Origin of the sequence: Bradyrhizobium sp. CIR48 (assembly GCF_014198315.1) — a bacterium.
Lineage (GTDB): Bacteria > Pseudomonadota > Alphaproteobacteria > Rhizobiales > Xanthobacteraceae > Bradyrhizobium.
On the sequence record NZ_JACIHG010000011.1, the window covers coordinates 218312 to 243676 of the forward strand.

General features: G+C 58.8%; 24 protein-coding genes and 2 pseudogenes. 12 read left to right on the plus strand and 14 right to left on the minus strand.

Annotated features, from left to right (window positions below):
* Window positions 1-3 precede the first annotated feature (3 nt).
* The 3 genes from GGD66_RS30670 (at window position 4) to hemC (ending at window position 2479) form a co-directional block, all read left to right on the plus strand.
* Window positions 4-246 carry a hypothetical protein gene (locus GGD66_RS30670; RefSeq protein WP_183260062.1) on the plus strand — a complete coding sequence of 81 codons (243 nt, stop codon included), beginning with the start codon at window positions 4-6 and terminating at the stop codon, window positions 244-246.
* 13 nt (window positions 247-259) lie between these two features.
* Window positions 260-706, plus strand: a complete 447-nt coding sequence (locus GGD66_RS30675; protein ID WP_128935392.1) for a cytochrome C — start codon at window positions 260-262, stop codon at window positions 704-706.
* A gap of 837 nt (window positions 707-1543) precedes the next feature.
* Window positions 1544-2479, plus strand: coding sequence for a hydroxymethylbilane synthase (gene hemC / locus GGD66_RS30680; protein WP_183260064.1), 936 nt, complete (start codon window positions 1544-1546; stop codon window positions 2477-2479).
* A gap of 273 nt (window positions 2480-2752) precedes the next feature.
* Here the strand turns inward: hemC and GGD66_RS30685 are convergent, their stop codons facing one another.
* The 3 genes from GGD66_RS30685 to GGD66_RS30695 form a co-directional block, all read right to left on the minus strand.
* A complete protein-coding gene (locus GGD66_RS30685; RefSeq protein WP_409362386.1) occupies window positions 2753-3067 on the minus strand; it encodes a DUF6894 family protein in 315 nt (104 codons plus the stop codon).
* Between the two features lie 103 nt (window positions 3068-3170).
* A complete protein-coding gene (gene nhaA / locus GGD66_RS30690; RefSeq protein ID WP_246789031.1) occupies window positions 3171-5030 on the minus strand; it encodes a Na+/H+ antiporter NhaA in 1860 nt (619 codons plus the stop codon).
* Window positions 5031-5035: 5 nt separating this feature from the next.
* Window positions 5036-5359 carry a hypothetical protein gene (locus GGD66_RS30695; RefSeq protein ID WP_128935395.1) on the minus strand — a complete coding sequence of 108 codons (324 nt, stop codon included), beginning with the start codon at window positions 5357-5359 and terminating at the stop codon, window positions 5036-5038.
* Window positions 5360-6291: 932 nt separating this feature from the next.
* Between GGD66_RS30695 and GGD66_RS30700 the strand changes: the two genes are divergently transcribed.
* The 4 genes and pseudogenes from GGD66_RS30700 to GGD66_RS30715 form a co-directional block, all read left to right on the plus strand.
* Window positions 6292-6771 carry a hypothetical protein gene (locus GGD66_RS30700; RefSeq protein WP_246789032.1) on the plus strand — a complete coding sequence of 160 codons (480 nt, stop codon included), beginning with the start codon at window positions 6292-6294 and terminating at the stop codon, window positions 6769-6771.
* 194 nt (window positions 6772-6965) lie between these two features.
* Window positions 6966-7679, plus strand: coding sequence for a caspase family protein (locus tag GGD66_RS30705; protein WP_183260068.1), 714 nt, complete (start codon window positions 6966-6968; stop codon window positions 7677-7679).
* Between the two features lie 163 nt (window positions 7680-7842).
* Window positions 7843-8127 carry a bacterioferritin-associated ferredoxin gene (locus GGD66_RS30710; protein ID WP_183260070.1) on the plus strand — a complete coding sequence of 95 codons (285 nt, stop codon included), beginning with the start codon at window positions 7843-7845 and terminating at the stop codon, window positions 8125-8127.
* A 99-nt stretch (window positions 8128-8226) separates the two neighbouring features.
* Window positions 8227-8406 (plus strand): annotated as a pseudogene (locus tag GGD66_RS30715) (bacterioferritin); the annotation flags it as partial.
* A gap of 25 nt (window positions 8407-8431) precedes the next feature.
* Here the strand turns inward: GGD66_RS30715 and hemE are convergent.
* The gene (gene hemE, locus GGD66_RS30720) at window positions 8432-9466 is read right to left on the minus strand and encodes a uroporphyrinogen decarboxylase (protein ID WP_183260072.1); all 1035 of its coding nucleotides are present in this window, start codon (window positions 9464-9466) and stop codon (window positions 8432-8434) included.
* 110 nt (window positions 9467-9576) lie between these two features.
* On the opposite strand from hemE, the pseudogene GGD66_RS30725 reads away from it, so the two are divergent.
* A pseudogene (locus GGD66_RS30725) lies at window positions 9577-9796 on the plus strand (hypothetical protein).
* Between the two features lie 420 nt (window positions 9797-10216).
* Here the strand turns inward: GGD66_RS30725 and GGD66_RS30730 are convergent.
* The 3 genes from GGD66_RS30730 to GGD66_RS30740 form a co-directional block, all read right to left on the minus strand.
* The gene (locus tag GGD66_RS30730) at window positions 10217-11311 is read right to left on the minus strand and encodes a hypothetical protein (RefSeq protein WP_183260077.1); all 1095 of its coding nucleotides are present in this window, start codon (window positions 11309-11311) and stop codon (window positions 10217-10219) included.
* 69 nt (window positions 11312-11380) lie between these two features.
* Window positions 11381-11950 (minus strand): cytochrome P460 family protein, encoded by a 570-nt coding sequence (locus GGD66_RS30735; protein WP_128935401.1) that lies wholly within the window; start codon window positions 11948-11950, stop codon window positions 11381-11383.
* Window positions 11951-11961: 11 nt separating this feature from the next.
* A complete protein-coding gene (locus GGD66_RS30740) occupies window positions 11962-12636 on the minus strand; it encodes a cytochrome P460 family protein (protein WP_183260079.1) in 675 nt (224 codons plus the stop codon).
* A gap of 1079 nt (window positions 12637-13715) precedes the next feature.
* Between GGD66_RS30740 and hemA the strand changes: the two genes are divergently transcribed.
* From hemA to ccmB, 3 genes are all read left to right on the plus strand, one after another.
* On the plus strand, window positions 13716-14981 hold the full coding sequence (gene hemA / locus GGD66_RS30745; RefSeq protein WP_246789037.1) for a 5-aminolevulinate synthase: 1266 nt from the start codon (window positions 13716-13718) through the stop codon (window positions 14979-14981).
* Between the two features lie 379 nt (window positions 14982-15360).
* Window positions 15361-15987: a heme ABC exporter ATP-binding protein CcmA gene (ccmA, locus tag GGD66_RS30750; RefSeq protein WP_128935404.1), complete on the plus strand. Its 627-nt coding sequence runs from the start codon at window positions 15361-15363 to the stop codon at window positions 15985-15987.
* Between the two features lie 130 nt (window positions 15988-16117).
* A complete protein-coding gene (gene ccmB, locus GGD66_RS30755; protein ID WP_141934460.1) occupies window positions 16118-16780 on the plus strand; it encodes a heme exporter protein CcmB in 663 nt (220 codons plus the stop codon).
* Between the two features lie 102 nt (window positions 16781-16882).
* Here ccmB and GGD66_RS30760 read toward each other — a convergent pair whose 3' ends face one another.
* From GGD66_RS30760 to GGD66_RS30790, 7 genes are all read right to left on the minus strand, one after another.
* Entirely contained in the window at window positions 16883-17359 is a 477-nt protein-coding gene (locus GGD66_RS30760; RefSeq protein WP_128935406.1) for a cytochrome c-type biogenesis protein, read from the minus strand.
* Window positions 17356-19353 carry a heme lyase CcmF/NrfE family subunit gene (locus GGD66_RS30765; protein WP_183260083.1) on the minus strand — a complete coding sequence of 666 codons (1998 nt, stop codon included), beginning with the start codon at window positions 19351-19353 and terminating at the stop codon, window positions 17356-17358. Before GGD66_RS30765 ends, GGD66_RS30760 begins: the two co-directional genes overlap by 4 nt.
* Window positions 19354-19395: 42 nt before the next feature.
* The gene (gene ccmE / locus GGD66_RS30770) at window positions 19396-19848 is read right to left on the minus strand and encodes a cytochrome c maturation protein CcmE (RefSeq protein WP_128935408.1); all 453 of its coding nucleotides are present in this window, start codon (window positions 19846-19848) and stop codon (window positions 19396-19398) included.
* Between the two features lie 3 nt (window positions 19849-19851).
* A complete protein-coding gene (gene ccmI, locus GGD66_RS30775; RefSeq protein ID WP_183260085.1) occupies window positions 19852-20550 on the minus strand; it encodes a c-type cytochrome biogenesis protein CcmI in 699 nt (232 codons plus the stop codon).
* 199 nt (window positions 20551-20749) lie between these two features.
* Window positions 20750-21373 carry a DsbE family thiol:disulfide interchange protein gene (locus GGD66_RS30780; RefSeq protein ID WP_183260087.1) on the minus strand — a complete coding sequence of 208 codons (624 nt, stop codon included), beginning with the start codon at window positions 21371-21373 and terminating at the stop codon, window positions 20750-20752.
* A complete protein-coding gene (ccmD, locus tag GGD66_RS42085; RefSeq protein WP_128935411.1) occupies window positions 21370-21522 on the minus strand; it encodes a heme exporter protein CcmD in 153 nt (50 codons plus the stop codon). The genes GGD66_RS30780 and ccmD overlap by 4 nt, the downstream gene beginning before the upstream one ends.
* Before the next feature lie 7 nt (window positions 21523-21529).
* Window positions 21530-22303, minus strand: coding sequence for a heme ABC transporter permease (locus tag GGD66_RS30790; RefSeq protein ID WP_183260089.1), 774 nt, complete (start codon window positions 22301-22303; stop codon window positions 21530-21532).
* Between the two features lie 1737 nt (window positions 22304-24040).
* On the opposite strand from GGD66_RS30790, the gene GGD66_RS30795 reads away from it, so the two are divergent.
* Complete coding sequence (locus tag GGD66_RS30795; protein WP_183260091.1) at window positions 24041-25168, plus strand: AraC family transcriptional regulator; 1128 nt, start codon at window positions 24041-24043, stop codon at window positions 25166-25168.
* The last annotated feature ends 197 nt before the right edge of the window (window positions 25169-25365 follow it).

The following is a 25365-nucleotide window of genomic DNA, read 5'->3' on the forward strand; positions in this document are numbered from 1 at the left end:
ACGATGACCGATACGATTACCACCTGGATTCTCTCGGCGCTTGGCTACCTCTGCACTGCGTCTTCGATCGCTGGTGGCGCTGGCGGTCCTAGTCTTGGCGGACCACTACTCGGCAACGCGCTGGTGGCGGGCGGGGCCGGGCTCGTGACACTTAGCTGCATCGTGGCGGCGGTGTGGATGCTGGTCGCCCCCGGCGAACGGGATCCCTATCATCCAAAATATCGCGTCCTGCATGCCGACCGTTAGAGGATTGCAACACGTGTCCGATCCGCGCATCCGCATCTATCTCGACGAAGCGACCGATCCCGTCACCGATCAGCGGCCACCGGCGCAGATAGCGCTCGACACCAAGAGCCTTGCCGACGGCGAACACGGCCTGCGCATCGAAGCCCAGGACGCCACTGGCCAAGTCGGCGTCCGACGCCTTCGGTTCCAGGTCCGCAATGGGCCCGGGATCACACTCAGCGGGCTCGGTGATGGGGCCGTCGTTCACGGTACGCTGCGCTTCATGGTCAACGCCTTTGGAGCCGAAGAACCATTCGAGCCGCACCGGGCAGAATCGCCCTCGCCAATCCCTGTTTGGGTTTGGGTGCTAAGCCTGCTGATCGTTGCTTGGACCGCCTGGTATGTCGCGACGCTTTGGAACGTTCCCGCGAACTACGCCAAAACTCCGACCTATTCCACGTCAATGAATCCATTCAAATAGCGCGCCGCTAGAAAAGCGAGCTTAACAATGAGGGGCTTCGCCCCAGCATCAGGGATCAAGTTCACATGCCACGCACCATAGTCAACAAACACGGCTTCCCCGGCGTCAGGAAGCGGTCGGACTGTGCTAGGCGGCGAAAACCCTACTATGCACGCATCAGCAATGGTTGCGAAAACTTCATCTATAGCAAGAACTTCGCGACGGCCGAGGAGGCCGCTGCGGAATATCAGCGAATGAGGGCTGAAAGGTCATCGCCCCTATCGTCGAAGGATTGCCGGTGAGCATCCTGCCCGAAGTGACCACCCCGGCGCCACCGATCCATCCGGATTTCCGCGACTCCGAGCGAATATGCGCGTTCACGACACAGTGCGAGGAGGCGACTAGAAAGCGACGCGATCCAATCGAGCGGCTTCGGCTCTTGATCATGGAGGCTCCCCGTTGGCTTGGCATAATGACCACAGGATTTTTCGATCACCGTTCCTACCTTTATCGCTTCGTTATGAACACAAGTGACGGCAGCCCAGATGACGCCTTACAGGTCGATCCCTTCGACTTGGAAGGATGCGGGGAATCAATCGATGCACTCGTATCTAAAGGCTCAAATTCCATTCTCGTCGAACCGGCATCCTCGTTCTCGACTTGGTCCAGCAACTTTCGAAGTTGCGATCCTGGGGCTGCTATCCGTTTCGGGCGGCGTGAATTGATGAAATACGGACCGAGGAAAGATACTCACGCACCAGAGTTCTGTCGTGCGGCTGAAACGAGCAGGTGCCGACCTTATTGCTACTTACGCAGCGCTAGAAGTCGGCGCGCTACACAACAATCAGAGTCTTGATCATGGAAATTCGCCTCGGCACCAGGCGAAGTGATTTGGCCCGCTGGCAAGCCAGTCATGTCGCCGATCTTATTCATGGCGTCGAGCCGGCCGCTGAGGTAAGACTCGTTTTCACAAGTTCGGTTGGCGATAGAGATCGACGGTCGTCCTTTCAACAGTTTGGCGGCCTCGGAGCATTCACGAAGGAGAGCGAAGACGCGCTTACGCGCAAAGAAGTTGACTTGGTCGTTCACTCTCTCAAGGATCTTCCGACCAGATTGCAGCCCGGTTTGGTATTGGCGGCCGTTCCCAAAAGAGCGGATCCTCGTGACGCAATTTGTGGCGTTACACTAGATCAGCTACGACCGGGGCTGCGCGTCGGCACTGGATCAATTCGCCGCAAAGCGCAACTTCTCGCTCTTTGCGGTGGTTTGGATGTTCGACCCATCCGTGGAAACGTTTATCCAAGGCTTTGTAAGGCAAAGAACCGAGAGGGAATAGACGCTACTCTTTTGGCAGCGGCGGGATTGTCACGGCTAGGATTGCTACTTGAGGCCTCACAGATTCTAGACGCGAATGTTTTCCCGTATGCAGTCGGCCAAGGCGCCCTCGCGGTCGAAGCTCGCGAAGAAGATACGGCACTCATAGCACTGCTTCAAAAGATTGAAGATCGGAAATCGCGTACCGAAGTAGACGCAGAGCGCGCATTGATGAGAAGTCTCGATGCGGGTTGCAGCTTACCGCTCGGGGTTTCTGTCAGATGGGTCGCCGGGACATTAACGCTTCGAGGACAGGTGACTCATCCAGATGGCCACACGAAGATTGCTGATGAATGCGTCGGTACGGCCGATCAAGCCGACGCAATAGGCACACGTCTAGGAGACAAACTTCTTCAGCGAGGTGCGGAGGAGATATTGAAGGCTGTGCCTCGCATCATGGAAGAGCAAAGGCCAATCTGAATTCAATACCTGGCATGACGAAGGACTTCGGTCTTTGGTCACCGCATGCGATTTCGGCGCGACCAGTTGCAAAGCCTGAAACCTGGCCCACCACCGAAACGCAAGGCTGGCGGCCACGTTAGCTGCCCAGCGCGCGCAAGCACTCCTCCGCAATTCGTGCCGGCGCGTTGCGGCGCTGACGCTAAAGATAGTCTTCGTTAGGGCACCAGCGGCCTGCTTTTCAAGTGGCACATATGCGCGTTGGTTCAAAGGAGCGCTTGGAACACGGCGACCTCAATTCGGCTCCCCGAGCACGAAAGCGAAGGGCACCACGAAGAGCTCATCGCCCTGATCATCGCTGACATGCAGAACCCAGTCACGCCAATCCTCAAGGCTGCGCTCTTTGGTGACGGACTGCACGATGCGGTTCGCATGAGCCCGCGCTTCAGCAAGATCATCCACGACGGCGCCGCGGCGATCGACGAAAACCTTCTTGGTGTTCGCGCAGTGGAAATATACGTGCGTCATTTCGACTCCTTCAAATGCGACGGTTCGCCGCGATAACTCTGCGTTGCTGGTGTCCTCGACGGCGGGATACCAGGAGATCACGACCAAATGCCCCTAAGTTTCACGCCTGCGATGTGGAAGAGGCGGACCGCCTCGTCGCAGGTGGAATCATCTCCTTTCACGGTCAGGCATAAGCGGCGGCAAGCTACGATGATTTCATGCCGGAGCCCTGCGGCACATCTCCGATAAGCTCCTGACGCGAAGCTCCCCAGAGCAGGCCAGTCCCGACGACGGCAGAAAGACTCGAGGCGGCGAACACAGCGATTTTTGCGGCCGAGAAGTCGGTGGCGCTTGGAAATGCCTGTCCGGCGATGAAGAGCGACATCGTGAAGCCAATGCCAGCGAGGGCTCCCGCCCCGCCCAGCTGCCGCCACGTGTATTCGGTCGGCTTGACGGCTATGCCTGTGCGCACTGCCGCTGCGGCCGCGAGGAAGACGCCGAGCGGTTTTCCTATAGCGAGACCAGCGACGATCGCAGCCGTGAGACGGCCATGGCCAGCGAGGACGCCTGGGTTGATCGTCACTCCGGCATTCGCCAATGCGAAGATAGGGAGGACGGCGTAGCTCGATCGCGCGCCGGCGTGTCGTAGCAGTCGATCGGCGGGCGATTCAATCCTATCGTAGATTGCGTCGAGCGCCTGCAGGGCTGGAGTGGAGGGGCCGCGCCTGAGAACTTCGCCCTCATGCCGAGCCTCGGACGTGATGATGGTGCTCGCCTGCGTCATCAGGGCTGCCAGATTGGCGGGCGGTCGCGTCGGAATGAACAAGGCAAGTAACACGCCGGCCAATGTAGCGTGGAGACCGCTCGCGTATATGAGCGCCCACAGCGCAGCGCCCATCAGGATGTAGGGCGAGAGATGGTACACCCCAGATCGGCTCAGCAGCACTAGCGCAACTATAACCATCGCCGCAGCAGCAAGGTAGGCCAGATGGATTTCGCCGGAGTAAAACACGGCGACGACGACGATCGCACCGATGTCGTCAACGATGGCCGCCGCGGTGAGGAAGATACGCAGCTCGACGGGGACGCGGGAGCCCATCACTGCAATCAAGGCAATCGCGAACGCGGTGTCGGTCGCCATCGGAACGCCCCACCCGTACGACCACGGCCCCACGGGGAGAACCAGCGAATACAGACACGCCGGCACAACCATGCCGCCGAGCGCGGCCGCGATCGGAAGCGCCGCGGAGCGACGGCTTGCGAGGTGTCCGACTGTCATCTCGCGCTTCACTTCCAATCCAACAACGAGGAAGAACAGCGTCAACAGCCCGTCGTTGACCCAATGGAGGATGGACATCCGAAAGGCTGTGCTGCCCAAGCTCACGCCGAACTCCCAGCGCCAGAGCGCCTCGAATGCCGGCCCGCTCGGCGAGTTCGTCAAGACAATCGCCGCCACAGTAGCGACGACGAGCAAAATGCCGGCGGACGGGCCCCAGCTCGCGAAGTCTAGGGCAGCCGTACCGACGCGGTGGCCAAGCGTGCCAAGCATTGCATCAACGAGAGAACTTTCGTCCCAGGGTCCGTCGTAGCGCCGGCGGTTAATGTAAAATGTCGGCGTGAATCTCACGCCGCTCGCGCGTGCACTCGCGATGTCCGACTCCACCCTCGCCTTCGCGCGCCGAACCGCGTCGCTATCGCGAAGCGTGGGGTTGGCATGCACACCTAGGTCAGCGGCCACCGCCGAAAGGTCGTCCTCTGTGAGCTGCATCGACCTCGTCATCAGCTTGATGTGCGCGGACCAGAACGTCTCTGGCGTCTGAGCAAGCTCAGCGAGCTCCGCAGCACGGAAGGAAAGACTGTTGTCCGTGAGCGGCCTGTGGCGGAAGGCATAGCAAACGCGGTCGCCAAGTTGATCGCGCGCCTGCGCGATGCGCTCGTTGGCAGCCCTGCAGTGCGGACAGGCGTAGCTGCCGTACTCAACCAGCGAGATCTCGGCATCGGCGGGGCCGAGCACGTGCTCTGTTTTGTGATCGACTGCACGATCGAGGCGGCCGGGCGGGATCATAAGCTTCATCGCTGAACGGAGCCCAAGTGTTTGCGCGCCATTCTCACAGGGGGCCGCTCGCCAGCAGCGACCGCGGCTCGCGCATCGAACAGATTGGTATGGCACAAGACGCCCGACACCTCGCCGTTGGATCCGACGACTGGGATCTCCATACATCTCGACGCAATGCAGCCGGTATCGTCATCGCGCACGCAACTCACACTTGTGCTGAACGCACGCTCCAATCCGTTCGCAACACTCGCCGCCTCCACGAGCACCACGGCATTCTCCAACGGCGGGTGTTCGACAGAGCGGGGCAAGGAAATGCGGGCCGTCTCTTCGATGTGCATGTCGGACCTCTTGTGATCGTCCAACGGAAGGCCGACTTCGGCCGCAGCCGCGAGCGGGCGATGACTGATTAAGATTGGGTCAGCGACGGTGGAAAAGAAAATCACCTCTCGCCATGAAGTCGATAGCCAGCCGTTATCGGAACAGCAAAAGTAGTGCGTCACGTGCTGCGGCCCGGAGCGGAACTCTCGGCTGGCGCGAAGAGGTGCTCACGCGGTCATACTTTCGGCGGAGCTGATCTCTCGGCAAAAACACTAGTGCTGCGAGCGCGGTCGTAAAGCCCAAGCGCCCGTACACCCCGCCGCAATCGGAGCTGCGAGTAAACCGTGACCCAGAGCATTGCAGAAAGACCGGCCCCTCACCTCGCCGTCTCCCACCGCATCGATGCGGAGAGAAGAACCGCCTGTCCCTCTGAAGGCACACGGCCCGACATGGCTTTGCGCCTTCCACCGTAGTACGGTGTCCGCCACTCGCACGGATTTCTAACACTCGAGGCGTCGGTTTAAGCAAGCTCCGCGCACCGAGGACGTCGGGGGCGCGGCCGTCCCGACCGGGTTCGAGGGTACCAACCGTCAATCCGCGCAAAACCAGCGTCGCGATGCGCCGGGGTTCCTTCGGCCACAAGAGCCCGTCGTCCACTGGTGTCCTTTACCACGACGGAAACTTTGGTTCTTCGAATGCGTATCACTCGAAGTTGGTGTCATCACGCTCTAGCGCATGAGTTCGCCGCGCCATGGGTGGTTACATGATTGTCTGCTCGCCACGTCCGCAGAGGCTCCTAACTCGTCGTCGCCTTGAACTGCCTCCTCACTGTAGTTTCGCCCAGCAAAGCGGCAATAATGGTCGTCTATCGACTCCATGGCGAGAGGTGATTTCCCTCGACCGAGTTGCAAGGTCATTCTCGTTGCGTGGTTTAAAGCGAACAGGAGCTTCCATGAGGATTCAGGTCTGCAAGCTCGCGAGTGCGCTCGCAATTGCTGTTCCTATCGCGATCGCCGCCACGGCCAAATCGTCAGCCTCACCGATCAATGGCGCGTCGACCAGGGCGACGATACCGGATTTGACGACAGACGTGCACTTATTGGCTCGGCGGAGTCACCACTCTGCACGGGCAGCATACGGTTCATCGTCCTACGACGGCTCCTGGGACCTCGTCTTCGTGACGCAAAGAGGAACCTGCGATTCCACTTACAGCTTCACTGTCGATGTGACCAACGGAATTGTCACGCATCCCAATCTCGTGAAGTTTCGAGGATACGTTGCAAAAACGGGCGCGGTTCGCGCTTCCGTGACGGTCCAAGACAAATATGCCGCGGGCGCGGGCAAACTGTTTGCGACGTCCGGTCGGGGGACCTGGAGCGGCCACTCAGGATCAGCGCGCTGTTCAGGCTACTGGACGGCGCGACGGAATTGACAGCAAACGGAAACGCGCGTTTCGTCGGAGACCATAATGGAATGAGATCTCCCAGACTAGTCGGCGTCGCAGTCTCGCTCAGCTTGCTCTTAACCAGTCTCGACGGGACAAGGCAACGGGAGACGCCTCGGCCCATCAGCGATCCCATCTGGTCAGGCAAATCCGCGCCCCTCGATACTAGTCGACTGGCGCTGGTGATTGGCAATTCGGCCTATCCCGATGCTGACTCTCCTCTTCCCATAATAACACGCAACGCGGAAGGCCTGACAAATGCTCTTCGCGAGCACGGCTTTCTGGTCGATGCCATTGAAAATGCCACGGGTTCGGACATGACACACGCAGTCGATCATCTAAGGGCAAGAGTACATTCGAACTCGACTGTGTTAGTTTATTTCGGAGGTTACGGAATCCAGTCTGACGGACACAATTATCTAATCCCAGTCGATGCGAAGATTTGGAGTGAAGAAGATATCCGTCTACAAGGGCTAAGCATTGACCATCTCCTCTCGCAACTCCAGACTTCAGGAGCACGCGTCAGGCTCCTAGTTATTGAGGCTTCGCGCCGCAACCCTTACGAGCGACGCTTCAGGACTTATTCACATGGGCTTGCGCCCATTCAAGGAGTTGAGAATGCGCTGACCCTGAGCTCAGCCGCGCCTGGTGCAATCGTCGAAGACCCTGATGAACTACATAGCCGGCTGATGACCGCTCTTCTTACGCAGATGGATTCTTCGAGGGGGATAGAGGAGGTCTTCAACAATACCCAGAATGCAGTGGTGACTGCATCTCAGGGCCAGCAGACTCCAGTTGTGTCATCTACGCTAACCGAGAGTGTCGATCTTTGGGCGGAACGGAGCGGCGTTCCCGTGTTCTCGGCCGGATCTGCGGTTAGCGGTCGCAGCGAGTGAACATACAAAGTTCTGCTGATCTGCAAGGAACAAAGGTCAGGGAAAGACTTCCAAGGGCGGGTCACCACTCAATCATCTCCGTGCTCTTTGGACCATTCTAGGCGCCCGACCGCCGTCCAATATCGATCTCAACCGCCTTGCTGAGACGTCCTTTTAAGGTTTCATGATCGTTTGCTCCTGCAATGTCCTCACCGACCGCGATGTTCGCCACGCCGTGAACACGGCCGAGGATGCGCTGCGCAATGCCAAACAGATCTATGACTGTCTCGGCTGCAGCGCTGAGTGTGGCCGCTGCGCGCGCACCATCAAGACGATCATCGACGAGGCGTATAGGGAATGTGCGCTAGCCTGTCAGGCCGACTGTCCGCATCGCCGGATCAAGGATGACGCGCAGGACGAGCCCAGAGTTGGAGCCGCAGCGACCAACTTCCTTGGTTTTTCTCGGTAGGTGGCTCTCGGTTTCGTCTCGGGGATGCTTGGTAGTTTTTCTCAGAAGCGTTCTAAACTAAGAAGGGAAAAGGCCCAACCTCAAGCCTTGGAGTTCATCATGAAGGGCGACCCCAGAGTCATCGAGTATCTTAACAAGGGACTGCGTCACGAGCTCACCGAAATCAAACAATACTGGCTGCACTACCGGTTCTTGGCCAACTGGGGCCTGCTGGAAATGGCCAAGGCTTGGCGCAGGGAGTCGATCGAGGAGATGAAGCACGCTGACCGCTTCACCGATGTTGGGCCTGTCGGAGGATCGCTCGCTAGCCACGTACGCGTTTGATTATCTGTTCGACATGGGCGATCGGCGTCTCCGGCTGGATGCCGTGACCGAGATTGAAGATGAAGCGCCCTTGCGAAAAATTCGCCAAGGTGTTGCCGATCGCGCGGTCGAGTGCCGCACCGCCCGTGATCAGCACCAGCGGATCGAGATTGCCCTGTACGGCGACCTTGCTCTGCACGCGCTCGCGGATGAAGACGGGCTCGGCGGTCCAGTCCATGCTGACTGCATTGACGCCGGTGGCCTCGACGTAACCAGGCAGCTGCGCGCCCGCGCCGCGCGGGAAGCCGATGATCTTCGCATCGGGCACCTTGGCGCGCACGCCTTCGACGATGCGCCGGGTCGGCTCGGTTGACCAGCGCACGAATTCGGCGGGCGGCAGCACGCCGGCCCAGGTGTCGAAGATCTGCAAGGCGTTGGCGCCGGCCTCGAGTTGCGCCAGCAGATATTGGATCGAGCTCACGACCAGCACGTCGATAATTTTCGCGAACGCCTCGGGATGACGGTAGGCCATGATCCGCGCCGGCGCCTGATCGAGCGTGCCCTGGCCCGCGACCATATAGGTCGCAACCGTCCACGGCGCACCGCAGAAGCCGATCAGCGCCACCTCAGGATCGAGCGCGCCGCGCGCGATCCTGAGCGCCTCGAACACCGGCGCGAGCGTGCCGAAGTCGGCCTGCGCGGCGAGCGCTCCGACCTTGACGGGATCATCCAGCGGATCGAGCCGCGGACCTTCGCCGACCTCGAACCGCACCGAGCGGCCGAGCGCATGGGGGATCACCAGGATGTCCGAGAAGATGATGGCCGCATCGAAGCCAAACCTGCGGATCGGCTGCAGCGTGACTTCGGCGGCAAGCTCCGGACTGAAGCAGAGATCGAGGAAGCCGCCAGCCTTGGCGCGCACCTCGCGATATTCAGGCAAGTAGCGGCCGGCCTGCCGCATCATCCACAGGGGCGGGATGCTTTGCCGCTGGCCGGAGAGCACGTCGATGAGGGGCTTTGTCGCTGACTGGGGCACGAATGGTCCTGATGCAGGGTTGAGGTTCTTGATACACCGCCGCGCGCAGAAGCGGAGCATGGCAACCTGTCAAATGCGCCGCGTTGGCTCAGTCAATGAAGGAGAACTCCATGGCTCAGACCTTCAATCCCGCGCCGCACGACAAGCACATCGAGGACTTAGGCGAAGCGCTCGCGGCCGATCGCCACGCCAAGCTCGACACCGGGTTGGAAGATAGCTTCCCCGCCTCCGATCCTGTCAGCGCCACGCAGCCGACGCCATCGAAGGCCGACCGCAGATGCCGACAATATCAAGTCGATCTTCAAGCTAGCGGCCGCCGGTTTCCGATAGGCTGCTAAGACCTTGTTAGTGATCTGCGGAAACCCCGGTCCGTAGAGTACCAAGCATCTTATCAAGTTGTCGAGGATCGGCTTGGAGCCCGCAGGAGCGTCCTCGCGCTTCAGAATGGCAATATGGGATTCTCCTGCTGCGAACCGCAAATGATTATTCGATGCCCGTGGTCGCCACTGGACTGGCTCGAAACCTAGGGCCGATCGCGCCACGCCACTGAAGTGGACGGCAACCTGTCCTTCCAACGCCGCAGCATCGGTCGCGATAGCCCGGCAGATTATCAAGGCCTACAAACAGTAGCGTCGGGTCCTAGCGCGTGCTCATCAAATTCGCATCGACGTGAGAGGGAAGCGTCGGTGGTTAAGAGACCGATTGCGCTTCCCGCATGAACGAGGGAAGCGCAGCTATGTGGCCAGGAGATTATTCATTGGTGAAGCCTACAACCGGACAATTCACTAGATTTCCCGTCGTCTTCACCGGCCCTCCCGCAGGGCTCACCAGTAAGCCCGCCGCACTTTTGGATTCAAGATCGTCGCCGTCAGTGATCAGTTTCCTTTGATCCTTCACGATAGCTTCCTTGGTCCACTCGGCTAGTCGTACGTCCCACATCGGGGAGTATCCGGCGCTGATCTCAGTGAAGTGCGCGAGGATGTCGAGCGAAGGCCCCTCTCCCTTGATAGCACTGTTGAGTCCCTGGCGATTCGGATCGTTCGCCCCCATGTTGCCATTCACAATCGTATAGATCACCTCGATCGCGCCGCTCTGAAGAATGTCGCTTTCCGCAGGCGCAAAGGTGGACGCCTCAAGGGTCGCCGACTCCTCGGAATTTGCGTCAAAGCTAAGATAACGCAGGTGTCTTCCGTTCGCGAATCCAGACCGGAGTTTCAAGTCGACAGTGCCCTTATCAGGACAGATGCTTGCTACGGAGTCCGTCACCACGGAGTAGTCAGGGCTGCCGTTGCAGAATGAAATTTTGTCCGGCCCGATGTCGAACGCGATGATCGGCGCATTGAAAACGATATTCATACTATTGGACACCCACACCAGTGGGCTGTAGTGCGCATCCCCAATAGATCCGGCTCGGGCTGTCTTAGGAGGAAAGAAACTGGGCGCGTCCCCTCCGACCAACTTCTGCGAAGGTGAGAAATCGACCCGCCCTGATTTAAAGGTGAAGTTACCCGAGTCGTCCATTTCCGCAACCCGTGTGCTCTTCAGGTTCTTGGCATCAGTGAGACTCGGCGCCCACGTAAGTCCCATCTTTTGCGAAGTATCGTAATCGCTTACGTCGGTGAGAACGAACCAAACGGTCTCTCCCGAGGCAAGACGGCCGCGATGGAGCGGTAGCGTCACCACCTCTCGTACTAGGTCCACCTGGCCCGACGTAAGAAATTGCTTCGTGATCTTTTTGCCAGCAGCTGGATCGGCCGCTAGACTTACATGAGGTGTCGAAAACGACACCACAAACATCACCATCGATCCGCAAATGCATCTGGCGAGCTTTCCGCTGGGCTTCATGACGTTACCTTCTTTGCATCCAGTCTGGTTTTGCACACGTGACATTAAAGCTAGTTCGCCGAGGGCCTGTCACTTTTTGAGTCCGGGATAGCCTTGAACATAGATCCAGTCAGTCGCTTTGGCAGGGATGTGGCAACCTAGACAATCTGAGCGGAAGTCGGTTGAGGTCGTTTTCACCGGGTCACCCGCGTCAAACCAGGACCAGCCCCAACCGTTGCCCCACAATTTATTATCGGGATGACTGTTTTTGCCGTCCTTCACCATCATGAACCAGCCTTTGAGGCTTTGTTGATGGCTGACGGTCCCAGTCGTCATTTCCGAAGTCGCCGCGGCGTACACTTCTTTCACCAGGATCGAACCCTCGGGAAATTCGCCAGTCGTCCGATAAGCTGCCGCAGTTCCGGGCGACCCATAGACCACGTGCATCTCCTTAGCACCTTTGTCACCTGCAACAGACCAGCTCCCAAGGAATTCGTAGGTCGTTCGGTACTCTTTCGGGACATGCATGTTGCCTGCCCCGTCGACGAGTTGTTCTTGCGCAGAGGCGGCCTGGCTAGGTACGACCTGTGATACTAGGCAGCCGACGCTCACAGCGATAAACGATGCGGACGCTATGGCCGCACTTCTCAGAATCTTCATCACGGTTATCCCTACTTTTTGATAGACGGATTCTCGCTGGGCGGCATTTTCTTGGAGCCACTCTGGCCGGTCGGTAGCGGCACCTGGTCGAGCAGCGCGTAGAACTGCGTCCATACGTCATCCCGTTTCGCGCTTGCGATGTGGCAGTAGCCGCATTCCTCGACCGGCCGGACTTTGGCAGTGGCCGCTTTCGGTTCGTGGTGATTGAAGTTGAAATAACCCCAACCGTCGCTTGCCTTATATCTCTCGGTGTCCTTGACGGTTACATCCGCTCCGTTGAACGCCCCCGGGAAAAATCCTTTTCCCGATGGCGCGGTACTCGAACCGTCCGGATTGGTGGCAGGCTGCATAAGCTGCAATTCCTTCACGAAGATTGTTCCTTCGGGGAAGACGCCCGTTTTCTTGTAAATATCGTAAGAACCGGGCTCGATATACACGTTGTGAAATTCCGGGAAATTTGCTTGAGGCGGGTTCAAAAAGTTGGGCGTCAGTGGCGATCCAACGTAAACCCATTCGTGAAAGTTTTTTGGCAGAATAAGGTCCCCGTCTTTCGTGTATTCAGGAAGATAGCGGCCGGTGGCGTGCCAATCGTCGGGTGGCGGAAGCTGTGGTTGCTGCGCGAAGGCTGCGGTTGCTAGAGCGCCAACGGCAAGGACCGCGGAAAGTGCCAGTACGGTGCGTCTCATAATCTCTCTCCTATGACAGCTCGATATTGCCGATGAGGCAATGACTGCATTCTTGCGCAGGTGGTCTCATTAACTGCGCGCAGATCAGACTAGGCGCGGATGCTCAAGTGCGAAAGCAACAAGGGGGCATGAAATCGATGCCCGATGGAAATGACGCACTCTCGAACTATTGCTGTTTGATCATCGGATCTTTCTGTTCCCTCGCAACCCGGCGCAGTGAGTTGCGACTAATGGCCATGTCCAGTCCTTGCTGATGAGCTAGACTCTTTGCTCATCTGCAGATTGGGCCATTGAGTGTCCAATTCTTGTTGTTCCAAATGTCGCACGCGATCCCACGGAAGGGGCCAGTGCAGTTTCTCGGCCGATACCGAGCCCCGATCACTCAATCCCTTTTAGCGTCGTCCACTCGCTCGCGGCTTGCCTCTGCCTACTCCGAGCGATTGTCGCGTCACCGCAGCTTACGAGCTAATGTCCAGCGTGTCGGTGGAGGCACTTCGCGAGAAGGCATAGTGTCTCGATTGGCGACACCTCACCGCGCCAGCGCTGAAGAGGCCTCCTAGATCAAACAATGGGTGCATGACACTACCAGTCGGCAGGCGTTCTTTGTTCACTTCGACCCGGCTGCCGATCCGGATCGCCCAGCTCTTCGCTGGTGAACAGCCACGAGCGGCTTGGACTATGATCTGGGCGGCATCTTAGAATGCGATGAGCGACGAACCATCTCGCTGATCTGGTCGTACAGTTGACTTAACGTCCGGTACCAAGTCGCGACCAGGGGGATTTTGCGTCCGGGCGGCGTGCGCACCATGCAAAAAGGACAGGAGGCTAGCCTAGGTCTGAGCTGCCTCAGGCAGCGACGCTCGATCATAACCGGAGGATTTTAAAATCATAACTGAGACGAGTGCGAAGTGCTCTGCGTGATGGGCTATGGTCGACCTATGCTCGAGCGACGGATAGGGAAGGTTGACATGGAAGATCTCGACACATCAGCTGAGCGTCAAGCGAAGCATCCAGCGCACGGAAGCTCCGGTAATGGACATTCGTGTGCGAACACACATTCGTGTGCGGACATGTTGTGCATGAAACGAGCGTTGACGACGTCCACCGCAACCTTCGTTAAGGGCGCCGTCAATTGTGCGGCCGAAACATACGAACACCATTTTCGTGGCTCTCTTGAGCGCCTGCGCGAAGAACAACGTTATCGCGTCTTCGCTAACATCGAACGCGTCTCCGGTCGCTTCCCTACCGCCAAATGGCGCCGCCTCGACGGATCCGTTACTGAAATCACGGTTTGGTGCTCGAATGATTATCTGGGCATGGGACAACATCCGGAGGTTGTGAGCGCGCTGACAGCGACGGCACACCGCTGCGGTGCAGGAGCAGGTGGAACTCGCAACATCGCGGGAAATAGTTCGCCCTTGGTTGATTTAGAGGGCGAACTTGCTGATTTGCACGGCAAGGAGGCCAGTCTCGTCTTCACCTCCGGCTACGTATCGAACCAGGCCAGCATCTCCACGATCGGTAAGCTGATCCCAGAGTGCGTAATCTTTTCTGATGCATTCAACCACAATTCGATTATCGAAGGCATCCGTCAATCAGGTTGCGAAAAGCGAATTTTCCGCCACAACGATCTTGGTCACCTTGAGGCCTTGCTTCGCGAGGCGGGAAGCCGCCCCAAGCTCGTCGTGTTCGAATCGGTCTACTCAATGGACGGCGATGTGGCGCCGATCGGCGCAATCTGCGACCTTGCCGAGCGGTATGGGGCGATGACCTACCTTGATGAGGTTCACGCGGTCGGCCTCTACGGCGCTCGCGGCGGCGGAATTAGCGAGCGCGAGGGTGTGATGCACCGCTTGACGGTGATCGAGGGTACTCTCGCCAAGGGATTTGGCTGCATTGGCGGCTATATCTCGGCGTCGCGATCTATTTGCGATGCGGTGCGCAGCTTCGCGCCCGGATTCATCTTCACGACCGCCCTCCCTCCACCGATTGCCGCCGCAGCGCGTGCATCTGTTCGCTATCTGAAACACTCGTCTGCCGAGCGCGAAGCACACCAACGACAGGCCGCTGCAACGAAAGAGGCGCTCCAAGCCGCCGGGCTTCCGGTTCTCCGGACCGGAACCCACATCGTGCCTGTGATCGTCGGCGATGCGGAATTGTGCAAGGCGGCAGCCGATCGCCTTCTACAGCGCCACGCCATCTATATCCAGCCGATCAACTATCCTACGGTCCCGCGTGGGACAGAGCGGCTGCGCATCACGCCGTCGCCATACCACGCGGATACCCATATAGCTGAACTCGCGGCTGCGCTCGCTGAGACCTGGGAGGCCCTTTCTCTTTACTGAGAGCCGTGATTGGGAACACTCCCGCGACCGCCTGCGGCTTCGTCGGCAGGGCGTCGGCTAATCGACGGCGCAGCGTACAAGGGAAGGGCGTCGGGCGTTCCCGGTGGTGCAGCGAGGCAGCAAGCTGGGCAATGCAACATCGCTTTCACGTTTGTAGGGGCGATCGCGTGGCCCATCCTGCCCTCAGCGTTCAAGATCTGGCTCGCATCCGTTTAATGGGCAGCCCCGACGAGCGAACCTCCTCGGCCTCCTGGGCTGTTCTCCCCCATGTCGCCGCTCGAACACGTTTGTCCCGAACCATCGTTCATTTCGATAAGCCCTCCAAATGAGGGTTCGTTGAAAACGATCACAACGAAACAACGGACAACGAGGACTGAACATGGATATTAGGCAGCGATCCCATCTGCTGATCGAAGATCTGTCCGTCGCGCGCGGCGAGCGCATCCTGCTCGACGGGATGTCTTTGCGACTAAGCGCGGGCCAAATCGCCGAAGTGACCGGTCCCAACGGAGTGGGCAAATCTACACTCTTGCGGGCGATCGCCGGCTTTTTTCCACTAGGATCCGGCCGCATGTCATGGGTGGAGTCCGAAGCCACGGATCCGGCGCCCCTGGCAGAACGCCTCCACTACGTGGGCCATCTCGACGGGTTGAAATCGTCGTTGACCGCCCGCGAGAACCTCGACATCGGCCTGGGATTTTTGGGGCGAGACCGCCGAACCCCGTTAGAGGCGCTGGACCGCATGGAGTTGGCCCACGTTCTCGATCTGCCTGTCGGCTATCTTTCCGCGGGGCAGCGTCGCCGTGTCGCATTGGCCCGGCTCTTAATCGTCGATCGTCCTCTATGGTTACTCGACGAACCGCTAACAGCGCTCGACCGGCACGCGCGCGCCTTGCTGAAGACTATCGTCGCCAGCCATCTCGAAGGCGGAGGATTGACACTGGCCGCGACCCACGAACCTCTTGGTCTGCGAGGGACAGTCCAAGTCAGACTTGGAACCAAATGATGGCCATTTCGCTGAAGTGCGGTCGCACCCTACATAGCGGTCTGTCTCGAGGTCGGGAGAGAAGAGATCACTCTGCTTTTCCGATTTCAGCGGAGCGGTCTCGACGCAATGGCGATGCCGGATGGGCACCATGACCCGTATTCTCCTCGTCGTTTTTCTTCGCGACCTCATGCTAGCCCGCCGCATCGGTGGAGGTGGGATTCTCGGTCTGGTCTTTTTCCTCAGCCTTGTGACGGTCGTACCTTTCGCGATCGGACCTGACCTACGCTTGCTGTCGCGGATCGGCCCAGCAATTCTATGGATAGCAGCACTTCTCGCGAGTCTATTAGGCCTCGATCGTCTATTTCAGGCGGATCAAGAGGACGGTTCGCTGGACCAGATGCTCCTGTCGCCGGCGCCCCTAGAACTCATTGTTCTTGTGAAGTGCATCGCCCACTGGTTTGTGACGGGGCTACCGCTCGTTATGCTCTCGCCTCTGTTTGGCCTGATGTTGGATTTGGATGGTTCCGCCCTCCGATCGGTTGCCGCAACGTTGTTGGTTGGTACGCCGGCCTTCACCTTTCTGGGGGCGATCGGGGCGTCTCTTACTGTCACCCTGCGGCGCGGCGGTCTGTTGCTATCGATCCTCGTCGTACCACTAGCCGTGCCGGTGCTGATCTTCGGTGTCTCCGCGGCGCAAAGTGCCACAACGCCCTTTTTGACACCGTTCTTGGTCCTCTGCGCGCTCGGACTCGCGTCCATCGCGCTCGCTCCGATAGCTGCGGCCGCAGCACTTCGTAGCGCGGGAGAGTAATGAGCGCGTGCGACGACAGAGTTTTCTTTCGGGCGCCACCTATGTGGAACGACTTCGGCCTTACCCGAAGCTAGTTGAAGGCCGCTTGACCTCAGAACGAGCCTATAGCGGAGTATCGGAGTCAAACACAGCGGCAAGCCGATCCCGCTCGGCTTGGCTCAATGGTGCCGCTGGCGTGGATTGTTGGCGGCGCAATCCGAACAGGAGAGCGATCGCGCCCGCCGCGAGCACGAAAGCCGGCATTCCCCAAAGGAGAGCGGTTTCCAAGTCGAGTGGCGGTTTCAGCAGGATAAAGTTTCCGTAACGCTTAACCAGAAAATCGCGGACCTGCTCGTCACTCTCTCCGAGCTTAAGGCGCTCGCGCACCAGCAGGCGAAGGTCCCGCGCGAGCTCTGCTTTGGAATCGTCGATCGACTGGTTTTGACAGACCAGACAGCGCAGTCCGGCGGAAATAGCGCGCGCGCGTGCCTCAAGTTTCGGATTAGTCAGAATTTCATCCGGCTGAACCGCCCTTGCCAAGCTAGGGGCGACGCTTGCGAGCACGATCGAAAGCAGAAGAATGCGACGAAGCCACGTCATTCGGCGGGCTCCGGCGCTGCGCCGCTGTCGGCGACGCGGAGGCGAGCCGCGCGGCGCGCGAAGCCAATTCGGAGGCGTCTATCGGACAACGACACAATCCCACCGAACGCCATGATGACCGCACCGATCCAGATGCTCGTCACGAGCGGCTTCCAGAACAGGCGCGCATCGATCGAACCATCCGCGTGGCGGTCCCCAAGCGAAATGTAGATCTGCCCAAAACTCAGCGTTACGATGCCAGCCTCGGTGACGGTTGTCTGTCGCGTGGGAAAGCTCCGCTTGGCTGGATCGACGGCGGCCACGTATGCGCCGCCCTGGCTGATGACCGTATGGCCGATGAGTTCAGAATAGTTCGGGCCCTGCCGCGATCGAAAATTCTCGATGGTGGCTTGATAAGGGCCGAGATCGATCCTCTGGCCTAACTTGACGGTCGCGATACGTTCCACACCCCAACCCGTCGCCGCCAAGCCCATGAGTGTCAAGCCGAGGCCCGCGTGAGCGATCGCCGTACCCCAGGCGGAGCGCGGCAACCCGACCGCGCGTGCTAGCATCACCCGGCCGCCTTGCCCACGTGCCCAGATACGCGACGCCACATCGGTGAACGCACCAACGATGAGGTAGACGGCAAGGCCGAGACCGGCTGCAGCGAAGACGGAGCCACCGCGGACGGTGGCAACGAGCAAAATGGAGACTACAAGACCTCCCAACGCTGCGACCGTCACCCGTTGCGCTGCGCCGAGCAGGTCGCCGCGCTTCCAGGCGATCGACTGACCGAGCGGCATCAGCAGAACGATAGGCACTACGAGCGGGCCGAGCGTTAAATTGAAAAACGGCGCGCCGACTGAGATCTTGTCCCCCGTCAGAGCCTCAAGCGCGAGCGGATAGAGCGTCCCGGTCAGAACCGTAGCGCAGCAGGTGGTCAGCAGCAGATTATTGACTGCCAGCGTGCTCTCGCGTGAGAAGGGTGCGAACACGCTACGCTGGCTCAGGGAAGGTGCGCGCCATGCGTAGAGCGCGAGTGGCCCGCCGATGAATACGGACAGTATGACCAAGATGAAGACGCCGCGAGCCGGATCGCTGGCGAAGGAATGGACGGAGGTCAGTACTCCCGAGCGCACGAGGAACGTACCCAGCAACGACAGCGAGAACGTAAGTATCGCCAGCAACAGTGTCCAAATCTTGAGGGCTTCACGTTTCTCCATGACAGCAGCCGAATGGAGGAGCGCCGTGCCCGCAAGCCAGGGCATCAATGACGCGTTTTCGACCGGATCCCAGAACCAGAATCCGCCCCAACCAAGGGTGTAATAAGCCCAGTACGAGCCCATGGCGATGCCAAGCGTCAAAAAGATCCAGGCGATCAGTATCCAAGGCCGAACGTAGCGGGCCCAAGCGGCGTCTAGTCGGCCACTGATCAGCGCGGCTACCGCGAAGGAGAACACGATCGAAGAACCGACATAGCCGACGTAAAGGAGCGGCGGGTGTATGGCAAGGCCCGGGTCTTGAAGCAGCGGATTAAGGTCCTGGCCCTCAAACGGCGCAGGAAATCGTCGCAAGAAGGGATCGGAGGTGAACAGAATGAAACAGAGGAAGGCAAGGGAGATCCAGCCCTGGACCGCTAGCGTATTCGCGCGTAGTTCGTTCGACATGCCGCGCTCGAAAATCGCCACCGCCGCTCCAAAAACCGCGAGAATCAGAACCCAAAGCAGCATCGATCCTTCGTGATTGCCCCAGACCCCTGCGATTTTGTATATAAGTGGTTTGGTGGTGAGTGAGTTCTCGGCGACCATCACGAGACTGAAATCGGACACCACGTGAGCGTAAGTCAGTGCTGCGAAGGCATAACCCAAGAGCAGGAACTGGGTGATTGCGGCAGGGACCGCGATTGAAGTAAGTGCCGAATCGCCAGTACGGGTTCCCCAGAGCGGCAGAATTGATTGAAGCAGCGCGACGGCAAGAGCCAAAGCGAGCGCGTAATGTCCGGTTTCGATGATCATCTTGTCGGTCCCATCAGCTGGGATGTTTCGTGGCGCGCGGCGCTATTGCGCTCGCGCAGATCTTTCGTTGCGCCAAGTGCCTTCTTGCTTGAGCTTGTCAGCCAGGTCCTTGGGCATATATCGCTCGTCGTGTTTTGCTAGCACGGTGTCGGCATGAAAACGGCTCGGTCCTTCCACGGTGCCCTCGGCGACGACGCCCTGTCCTTCACGGAAGAGATCCGGCAACAATCCGGTGTAGCTGACCTCGATGTCGTGCTTTAGGTCTGTCACCGCGAAGACGACAGTCGACGATCCCTCGTGAGTAAGTGAGCCACGTTTCACTAGGCCGCCGATGCGCAGCCGGGTGCCTGGTGGCGGCGCCTTTGCGGCCAGTTCGCTCGGCCCATAAAAGAAGACAATACTGTCTCGCAACGCGAACAGGATGAGCCCTATCGCGATCGTCAAAGTGACGCCAGCTGCGCTGATGATGGCGAGGCGCCTGCCCTTTCGCGTCAAGATCTACTCCTCTAAACGAAGCTGTCTGACGAGTTCATCCACGCTGGCCGACGCTTGCTCATCGCCTGCTAGCTGAGCACGTGCGCTTGCGACAGCCGCCTCGGCCTTCTCGCGCTCACCCAACGCCGCGTAAGACCTAATAAGTTGTAGCCATCCTTGAAGGTGATGGCCGTCCTTCGAGAGTTTCTCGGCGAGCTCCGCTACCATCCCCCGGATCGCGTTGCTCCGTTGCTCTGGAGGAAGCCCTGCAATGTTAGCTCCGGCTTGGCCGGCGTGGATGTCAGGAACCGCGGCAGCGAGGCTAAAATCTCCATTGGACGGCCTCGATGCGATCGGCATGTCAGGTTGGCTGGGAGCGCCGACCTTGAGGTACGACGCGAGCGCGACGAGCGGCAGCATTAAGAAGATCGCCAAAGCCGCCGCCCCGCGTCGCTCACCTCCACGACGGGACGCATGCGGCCGGCCCTCGCATGCCGAGTTGAGTGACGCGAGCAGCCGGCGCTCGATCTCGGCGCGAGTCGTCACGGCATCTTCAGATGCTAGCAGTCCGCAGCGCAAGTCTTCATCCGCTTCAGTCAGAAGATCGCGATAGAACGTCACATTCGGATCGTGAGCGCGAACGACCACACGCCGCTCGGAAAGCGACCTCGCCAGCGCCAGCACGACCGAAGACGTCATCATTGCAAAAATGGCCCACAGCACGTTTCAAGACCTCCGTTTGTCCTCACCACCGCATATCGCATCATCCGCCGGTATCTGCCGCCGTTGAAGCTCGGGCTAACCGACTGTGCCGTCTTCATTGTCCGGTCGGACTTTGCGAACAATGTAAGCGGACGGAGCCCTACGACGCCGAGACAAGAACCGATCCTTCTTGCATCCATCGCGGAGTGCAATGGAGTCGTCATGGACGCGCCGCCTCGGCAATCGCCGCCATCAAACCAGGCCGACTTGCGTCCGAGATGCCACCAACCAGCTTGTAAGCGATTGTGCCATCGCCCTTGATCACGTAGGTCTCGGGAACGCCATAGACGCCGAAATCGATTCCCGTTCGGCCCGAGCGGTCAGTGCCGACCTGTGCAAACGGGTTGCCGTGAGCGACGAGATAGGCCAACGCATTTTTAGGATCGTCCTTGTACACAATGCCGGTGAGTTTCACGCCCCGTCGCCGCAGAGTCGGGTCGCTCGCCAACGCCATTAGGGCCCCTTCTTCTTCCCGACACTCAACACACCATGATGCAAACACGTTCAAGATTGTCACGTGCCCTCTCCGCAAATCTGCACTCGACAAGCCGGGTGGACCGGATGTTGAAAGCCCTTCGAGCGGCTTCAGCGCAAATTGCGGTACTGACCTGCCTATTAGAGCAGAGGGCACGAGTGAGGGGTCTCCGGCCCCGAGCCGCACTAGAAGTAGTGCCGCAATTCCGCAGAAAATCAATAAAGGGATAACCACCCACAAGCGGGCCACTCGGCGTCGAGGCGGCGTGGCACTCGACGATAGGTGAATTGAGGCCGGGATATTGCTCATGCGCGACCGCGCCGATCCGAGTGATTAATAAGACGAGACAGGGTACGGCGCTGAAAGCGATAGTCGATAAGCACTGCTACAATCATTCCGGCTAGAACAGTGCCCGTCACCAGAAACGCCGCCATGATGAATCCGTCATGCCGCAACATGGTCTCCTCAGGAAGCTATTTCGGCAGACAGCAGACGAGTCATCGCCGCCTCGCCATTTACCGCCAGCGTGATCGCAAGCCGCCGGGCTCGGCGGCGCATGATCTCGTTGCGAACCGCCATAACGTGGAGAGTCACGAACAAAAGTGTGTATGCGAGCGCCATAACGATCAGCGGCCATAGCATCGAGCCAGCAATCGCCGAGCCCTCCATCCGGAACACCGACGCCGGTTGGTGGAGCGTGTTCCACCAATCAACCGAGAACTTCACAATCGGAATATCGATAAAACCCACCAGGGTCATAATCGAAACTGCTCGTGCCGCTCTACTCGGGTCCTCGATTGTCTGCCAGAGCGCGATGAGACCGAGATAAATGAGAAGCAGAACCAGCATGGAAGTGAGCCGTGCGTCCCAGACCCAATATGTGCCCCACATTGGTTTGCCCCACAACGAGCCCGTGACCAGGCAGATGAAAGTGAAAGCTGCGCCTAGGGGTGCGGCCGCTTTTTGAGCCGCATCGGCGAGTGGATGACGCCATACCAACGATCCAAGCGCAGACGCCACCATCAACGTGTAGGCGAGCATCGCTATCCAGGCGGCGGGGACGTGGATGAACATTATTCGCGCCGTCTCACCTTGCTGATAGTCGGGGGGCGCGTCGAACGTTCCAAATAGACCAAGCGCGAACGCGACGGCTGTCGAACCCCAAAGCGACGGCAGCAGCTTTGCGGTAATGCGCACGAAGTTGCCCGGATTGCTATAGACGCTAAAGCTGAGCTTCAAATTTCGCTCTCCTCGAAGCCAATCTGCAGGCGGGGGAATTCACTCGCTTCCGAACGCGGCTCGCGAAAGGACTCTGCTCTCGGGTCGCCTGCAAGCAGATGAGTATTGCATCACAGGAGACACGGGTTCGCAAATTACCCTCAGTTATCATTTCGATGCCCAAAGGTCAGAGTTTAGACAAATCTATCGAGCCGTCCGCCCGATGAGGTTTGATTCCTTGACGCTGATTTTGCACGAAGAAAATTTGGCTACGCTTTGAGGCTCGGTTTTGTGCAGTCACGTAGTTGGCATTGAGGATGTGGAAAGCGTCTGGGGGTGCGCGATCACTTCGATAAGCGGCCTCGCGTCTGACGCATGCCTGTCTTGGTGACGGTCGAAGCACTCAAAGGCTATCGGTGCTCCTGGCTCGCCGCTTGATCCGGCGTCTCCGCAGCGAACCGTCGAACTAGAGACACTTGCGGGATCGGCGACGCACGTTTCAATCAGGGGAAAGGTCGGTCGGGCGCTACGCCGCCGACCCTATCCTGCAACTGCCTGCTCGCGGGCCGGTTCCGTTGCTTTTCATTCCGTATCAACAGCTAGCACGGGTCTTGTGATTGACGCCATTGGGCGCGGGTATCGAGTGACAGTACAGAGGTATTGGTTGAATCAACGCCGGTCTAATTCCGAATGGGCGTAGACAAAAGAAGGCCGCCTGTGTTGCCACAAGCGGCCCAAGTCTAGGGAGGCGCCCAAGGTGGGCAGCGATGGCGGGGGGAGAGGACCATCGCAGCCTCATACATACGATGATCGCGATCGCCGGCTCAATTGAACCCCGGTACAGGTCAGCCATCCAAATGCAGCAAGGGTCCTATACGAAAGGTCAAGACGCTCGCCGCTCGGCGAACCGCTTCTATTGACCGAAGCCGTTAGCTTACCGCACTCCACCATCGACATGGTCATAAGGGCCGCCGTCAAAATCAAACCCGTGACCGAACTCGTGAGAACCATCTCGCACCAATCACGATAAGCGTATAGTAGCTTATGATGTTGTGACCGCGAAGATTAGGGACGCATTTCGATTGCACTCGCCACAAAGTCGCAAGCTCGGGCGGACGCGATGATCTACCACCTCCGAATGATTAATTTGCCGTGTCTGACGAGTTTGCTCGGCGACTGCATAGTTTGCCTCCAAGTAGGGCGTACGGAATTATTGATTTGCTACAGGCCTGCTAGCCGGCGCGGCAAACTAGAGCTGCACCAAAATTGGATCCAGGCCAAACAATAAGCGCTTGAAGAACAGTCGTTCCAGGTTAGGACCGCCGCCCGGTATTTCTGGTCTTGTGTTTCTCAGTAGCATGCGCGCGATCCTCAGGGACATCCAACCAACTCGGGGGCGCGCACGACGGTTCAGGACTCCGAGTTGGCCATGTGAAGCTGCGCGTGAATTAAGTCGAAGCCTGGATATACGAAAGTCGCAGCTCGGCTCCGCGAAAGTTTATCCCCGTTTGGCCCTTCCTGTCAGACGCGCAAATGCGAGTGCTATTGAGGACCAAGGTATCACACGGCATGCTCACCTCGACCCGTTCGTCGCGGATTCGGGCGAAGAAAGCCGGCGCTCGGCCTAGTGCCCACGCAGAAACACCGCGACAATGAAATTAAAGAGTCTTGAATAGGCACCCGGAGGTCGACCCCATGTGTCTAGCAAATGACGGTCAGTTGACAGCACGAACCCACTTTGAGCGAAGAGGAGAAGCCATGCCAGAAGGCCCCCTACTACTTCCGACCTCCAAACTGGGAGCCGAACTCCACCAAGTCCGTTTACGGACGAATTCGACGACGCTACGCCGTTCGCCGCGTGGCCCTGACGATCTGCAACAGCTTTCAAGATCGCAAGTGTTGCTCCCGATAACCCCGTCCCGAAACTTTGAAGGCGACCATGACTGCTCCATTTTTGATACAATTCGCCAATCAGATGGTCACCTCGTGGCGGACGTGATCCATCCTGTCGTTGAAATCTCTCCTTCCGACACTGTGGCACGCTTCAAGGTAAATGGGCATGGCATGACGGCCGAATCCTTGCGATTCACCGGACGAGGTAGAATCCAGAATCATTTTCGGGCTCCAGTCCATATGCTCGTGATGTACGAGAAGGGAGAGCGCAGTGAAGGAGAGACATTCGTGGAAGGTCTGCCGCGATCTGCGCTCCGAAACCTCGAGCGGAAACTGACATTCGTGCCGGCTGGCCGCGAATTTCACGATTGGCACGAGCTGCGCGGGTCGCAGATGCGGCTCATGTACTTCTACTTCGAACCTGAGAACCTGAAGGTTCTTTATAAGCGTGGCATCACCGACCTACCGAACGCTCCACGTATACTATTTGAAGACGAAGCGCTCTGGCACACCGCGCTCAAGCTGAAGGCGTTCGTCGAGAGCCGTGCAGGAGACCCGATGTACTTCGGGAGTCTCGGTACTCTGCTCATACATGAAATCGTGCGTTTCACTTGCGGGATGCCCAGCATTCAACCTCAGCTCCAAGGCGGCCTTGCACCGTGGCAGCAACGCCTCGTCAGCGCCTATATCCAGGAACATCTCAATGAGCGGATACCGATTGGCACGTTGGCGCAGCTCGTTCGTCTGAGCCCATATCATTTCTGCAGGGTATTCAAGCAATCTCTCGGAATGCCGCCACATCGGTACCAAACTAAGCATCGTGTTGAGCACGCCAAGTTGCTGCTGGCAAAACGAGCGGGCTCGATGACAGAAATCGGTCGGGCGGTAGGCTTCAGCAGTCGTAGCGCGTTCGCCACGGCGTTCCGGAAGGCGACGGGAATTGCCCCGGCGGATTACCGCCGAAGCGTGTCTCCTCCCTTGACATATGAATGACCTGCGACGTCGCGACCAAGTTGCTATTCGGAACGTCGAGGCATCTCGGCCTCTCATTGCGTCGAGGTCGGTCTGGCTTTCGGCGCCTTAGGAACGCAGCTCACGAGCCGGAAGAAGACCTGCATCTGCGAGTGATGGCCTAGCAGCATCCGTTCGCACGACGTAACGGTGAAGCGGCGCGCAAAGGGGACCGCCCC

Coding starts and splice junctions, on each gene's coding strand:
- GGD66_RS30670 (WP_183260062.1), top strand. CDS start 4: ATGACCGATACGATTACCACCTGGATTCTCTCGGCGCTTGGCTACCTC.
- hemC (WP_183260064.1), top strand. CDS start 1,544: ATGGAAATTCGCCTCGGCACCAGGCGAAGTGATTTGGCCCGCTGGCAA.
- nhaA (WP_246789031.1), bottom strand. CDS start 5,030: ATGATCCCGCCCGGCCGCCTCGATCGTGCAGTCGATCACAAAACAGAG.
- GGD66_RS30695 (WP_128935395.1), bottom strand. CDS start 5,359: ATGCACATCGAAGAGACGGCCCGCATTTCCTTGCCCCGCTCTGTCGAA.
- GGD66_RS30700 (WP_246789032.1), top strand. CDS start 6,292: ATGAGGATTCAGGTCTGCAAGCTCGCGAGTGCGCTCGCAATTGCTGTT.
- GGD66_RS30710 (WP_183260070.1), top strand. CDS start 7,843: ATGATCGTTTGCTCCTGCAATGTCCTCACCGACCGCGATGTTCGCCAC.
- GGD66_RS30730 (WP_183260077.1), bottom strand. CDS start 11,311: ATGAAGCCCAGCGGAAAGCTCGCCAGATGCATTTGCGGATCGATGGTG.
- GGD66_RS30735 (WP_128935401.1), bottom strand. CDS start 11,950: ATGAAGATTCTGAGAAGTGCGGCCATAGCGTCCGCATCGTTTATCGCT.
- GGD66_RS30740 (WP_183260079.1), bottom strand. CDS start 12,636: ATGAGACGCACCGTACTGGCACTTTCCGCGGTCCTTGCCGTTGGCGCT.
- hemA (WP_246789037.1), top strand. CDS start 13,716: ATGAAACGAGCGTTGACGACGTCCACCGCAACCTTCGTTAAGGGCGCC.
- ccmA (WP_128935404.1), top strand. CDS start 15,361: ATGGATATTAGGCAGCGATCCCATCTGCTGATCGAAGATCTGTCCGTC.
- ccmB (WP_141934460.1), top strand. CDS start 16,118: ATGACCCGTATTCTCCTCGTCGTTTTTCTTCGCGACCTCATGCTAGCC.
- GGD66_RS30760 (WP_128935406.1), bottom strand. CDS start 17,359: ATGACGTGGCTTCGTCGCATTCTTCTGCTTTCGATCGTGCTCGCAAGC.
- GGD66_RS30765 (WP_183260083.1), bottom strand. CDS start 19,353: ATGATCATCGAAACCGGACATTACGCGCTCGCTTTGGCTCTTGCCGTC.
- GGD66_RS30780 (WP_183260087.1), bottom strand. CDS start 21,373: ATGAGCAATATCCCGGCCTCAATTCACCTATCGTCGAGTGCCACGCCG.
- ccmD (WP_128935411.1), bottom strand. CDS start 21,522: ATGTTGCGGCATGACGGATTCATCATGGCGGCGTTTCTGGTGACGGGC.
- GGD66_RS30795 (WP_183260091.1), top strand. CDS start 24,041: ATGCCAGAAGGCCCCCTACTACTTCCGACCTCCAAACTGGGAGCCGAA.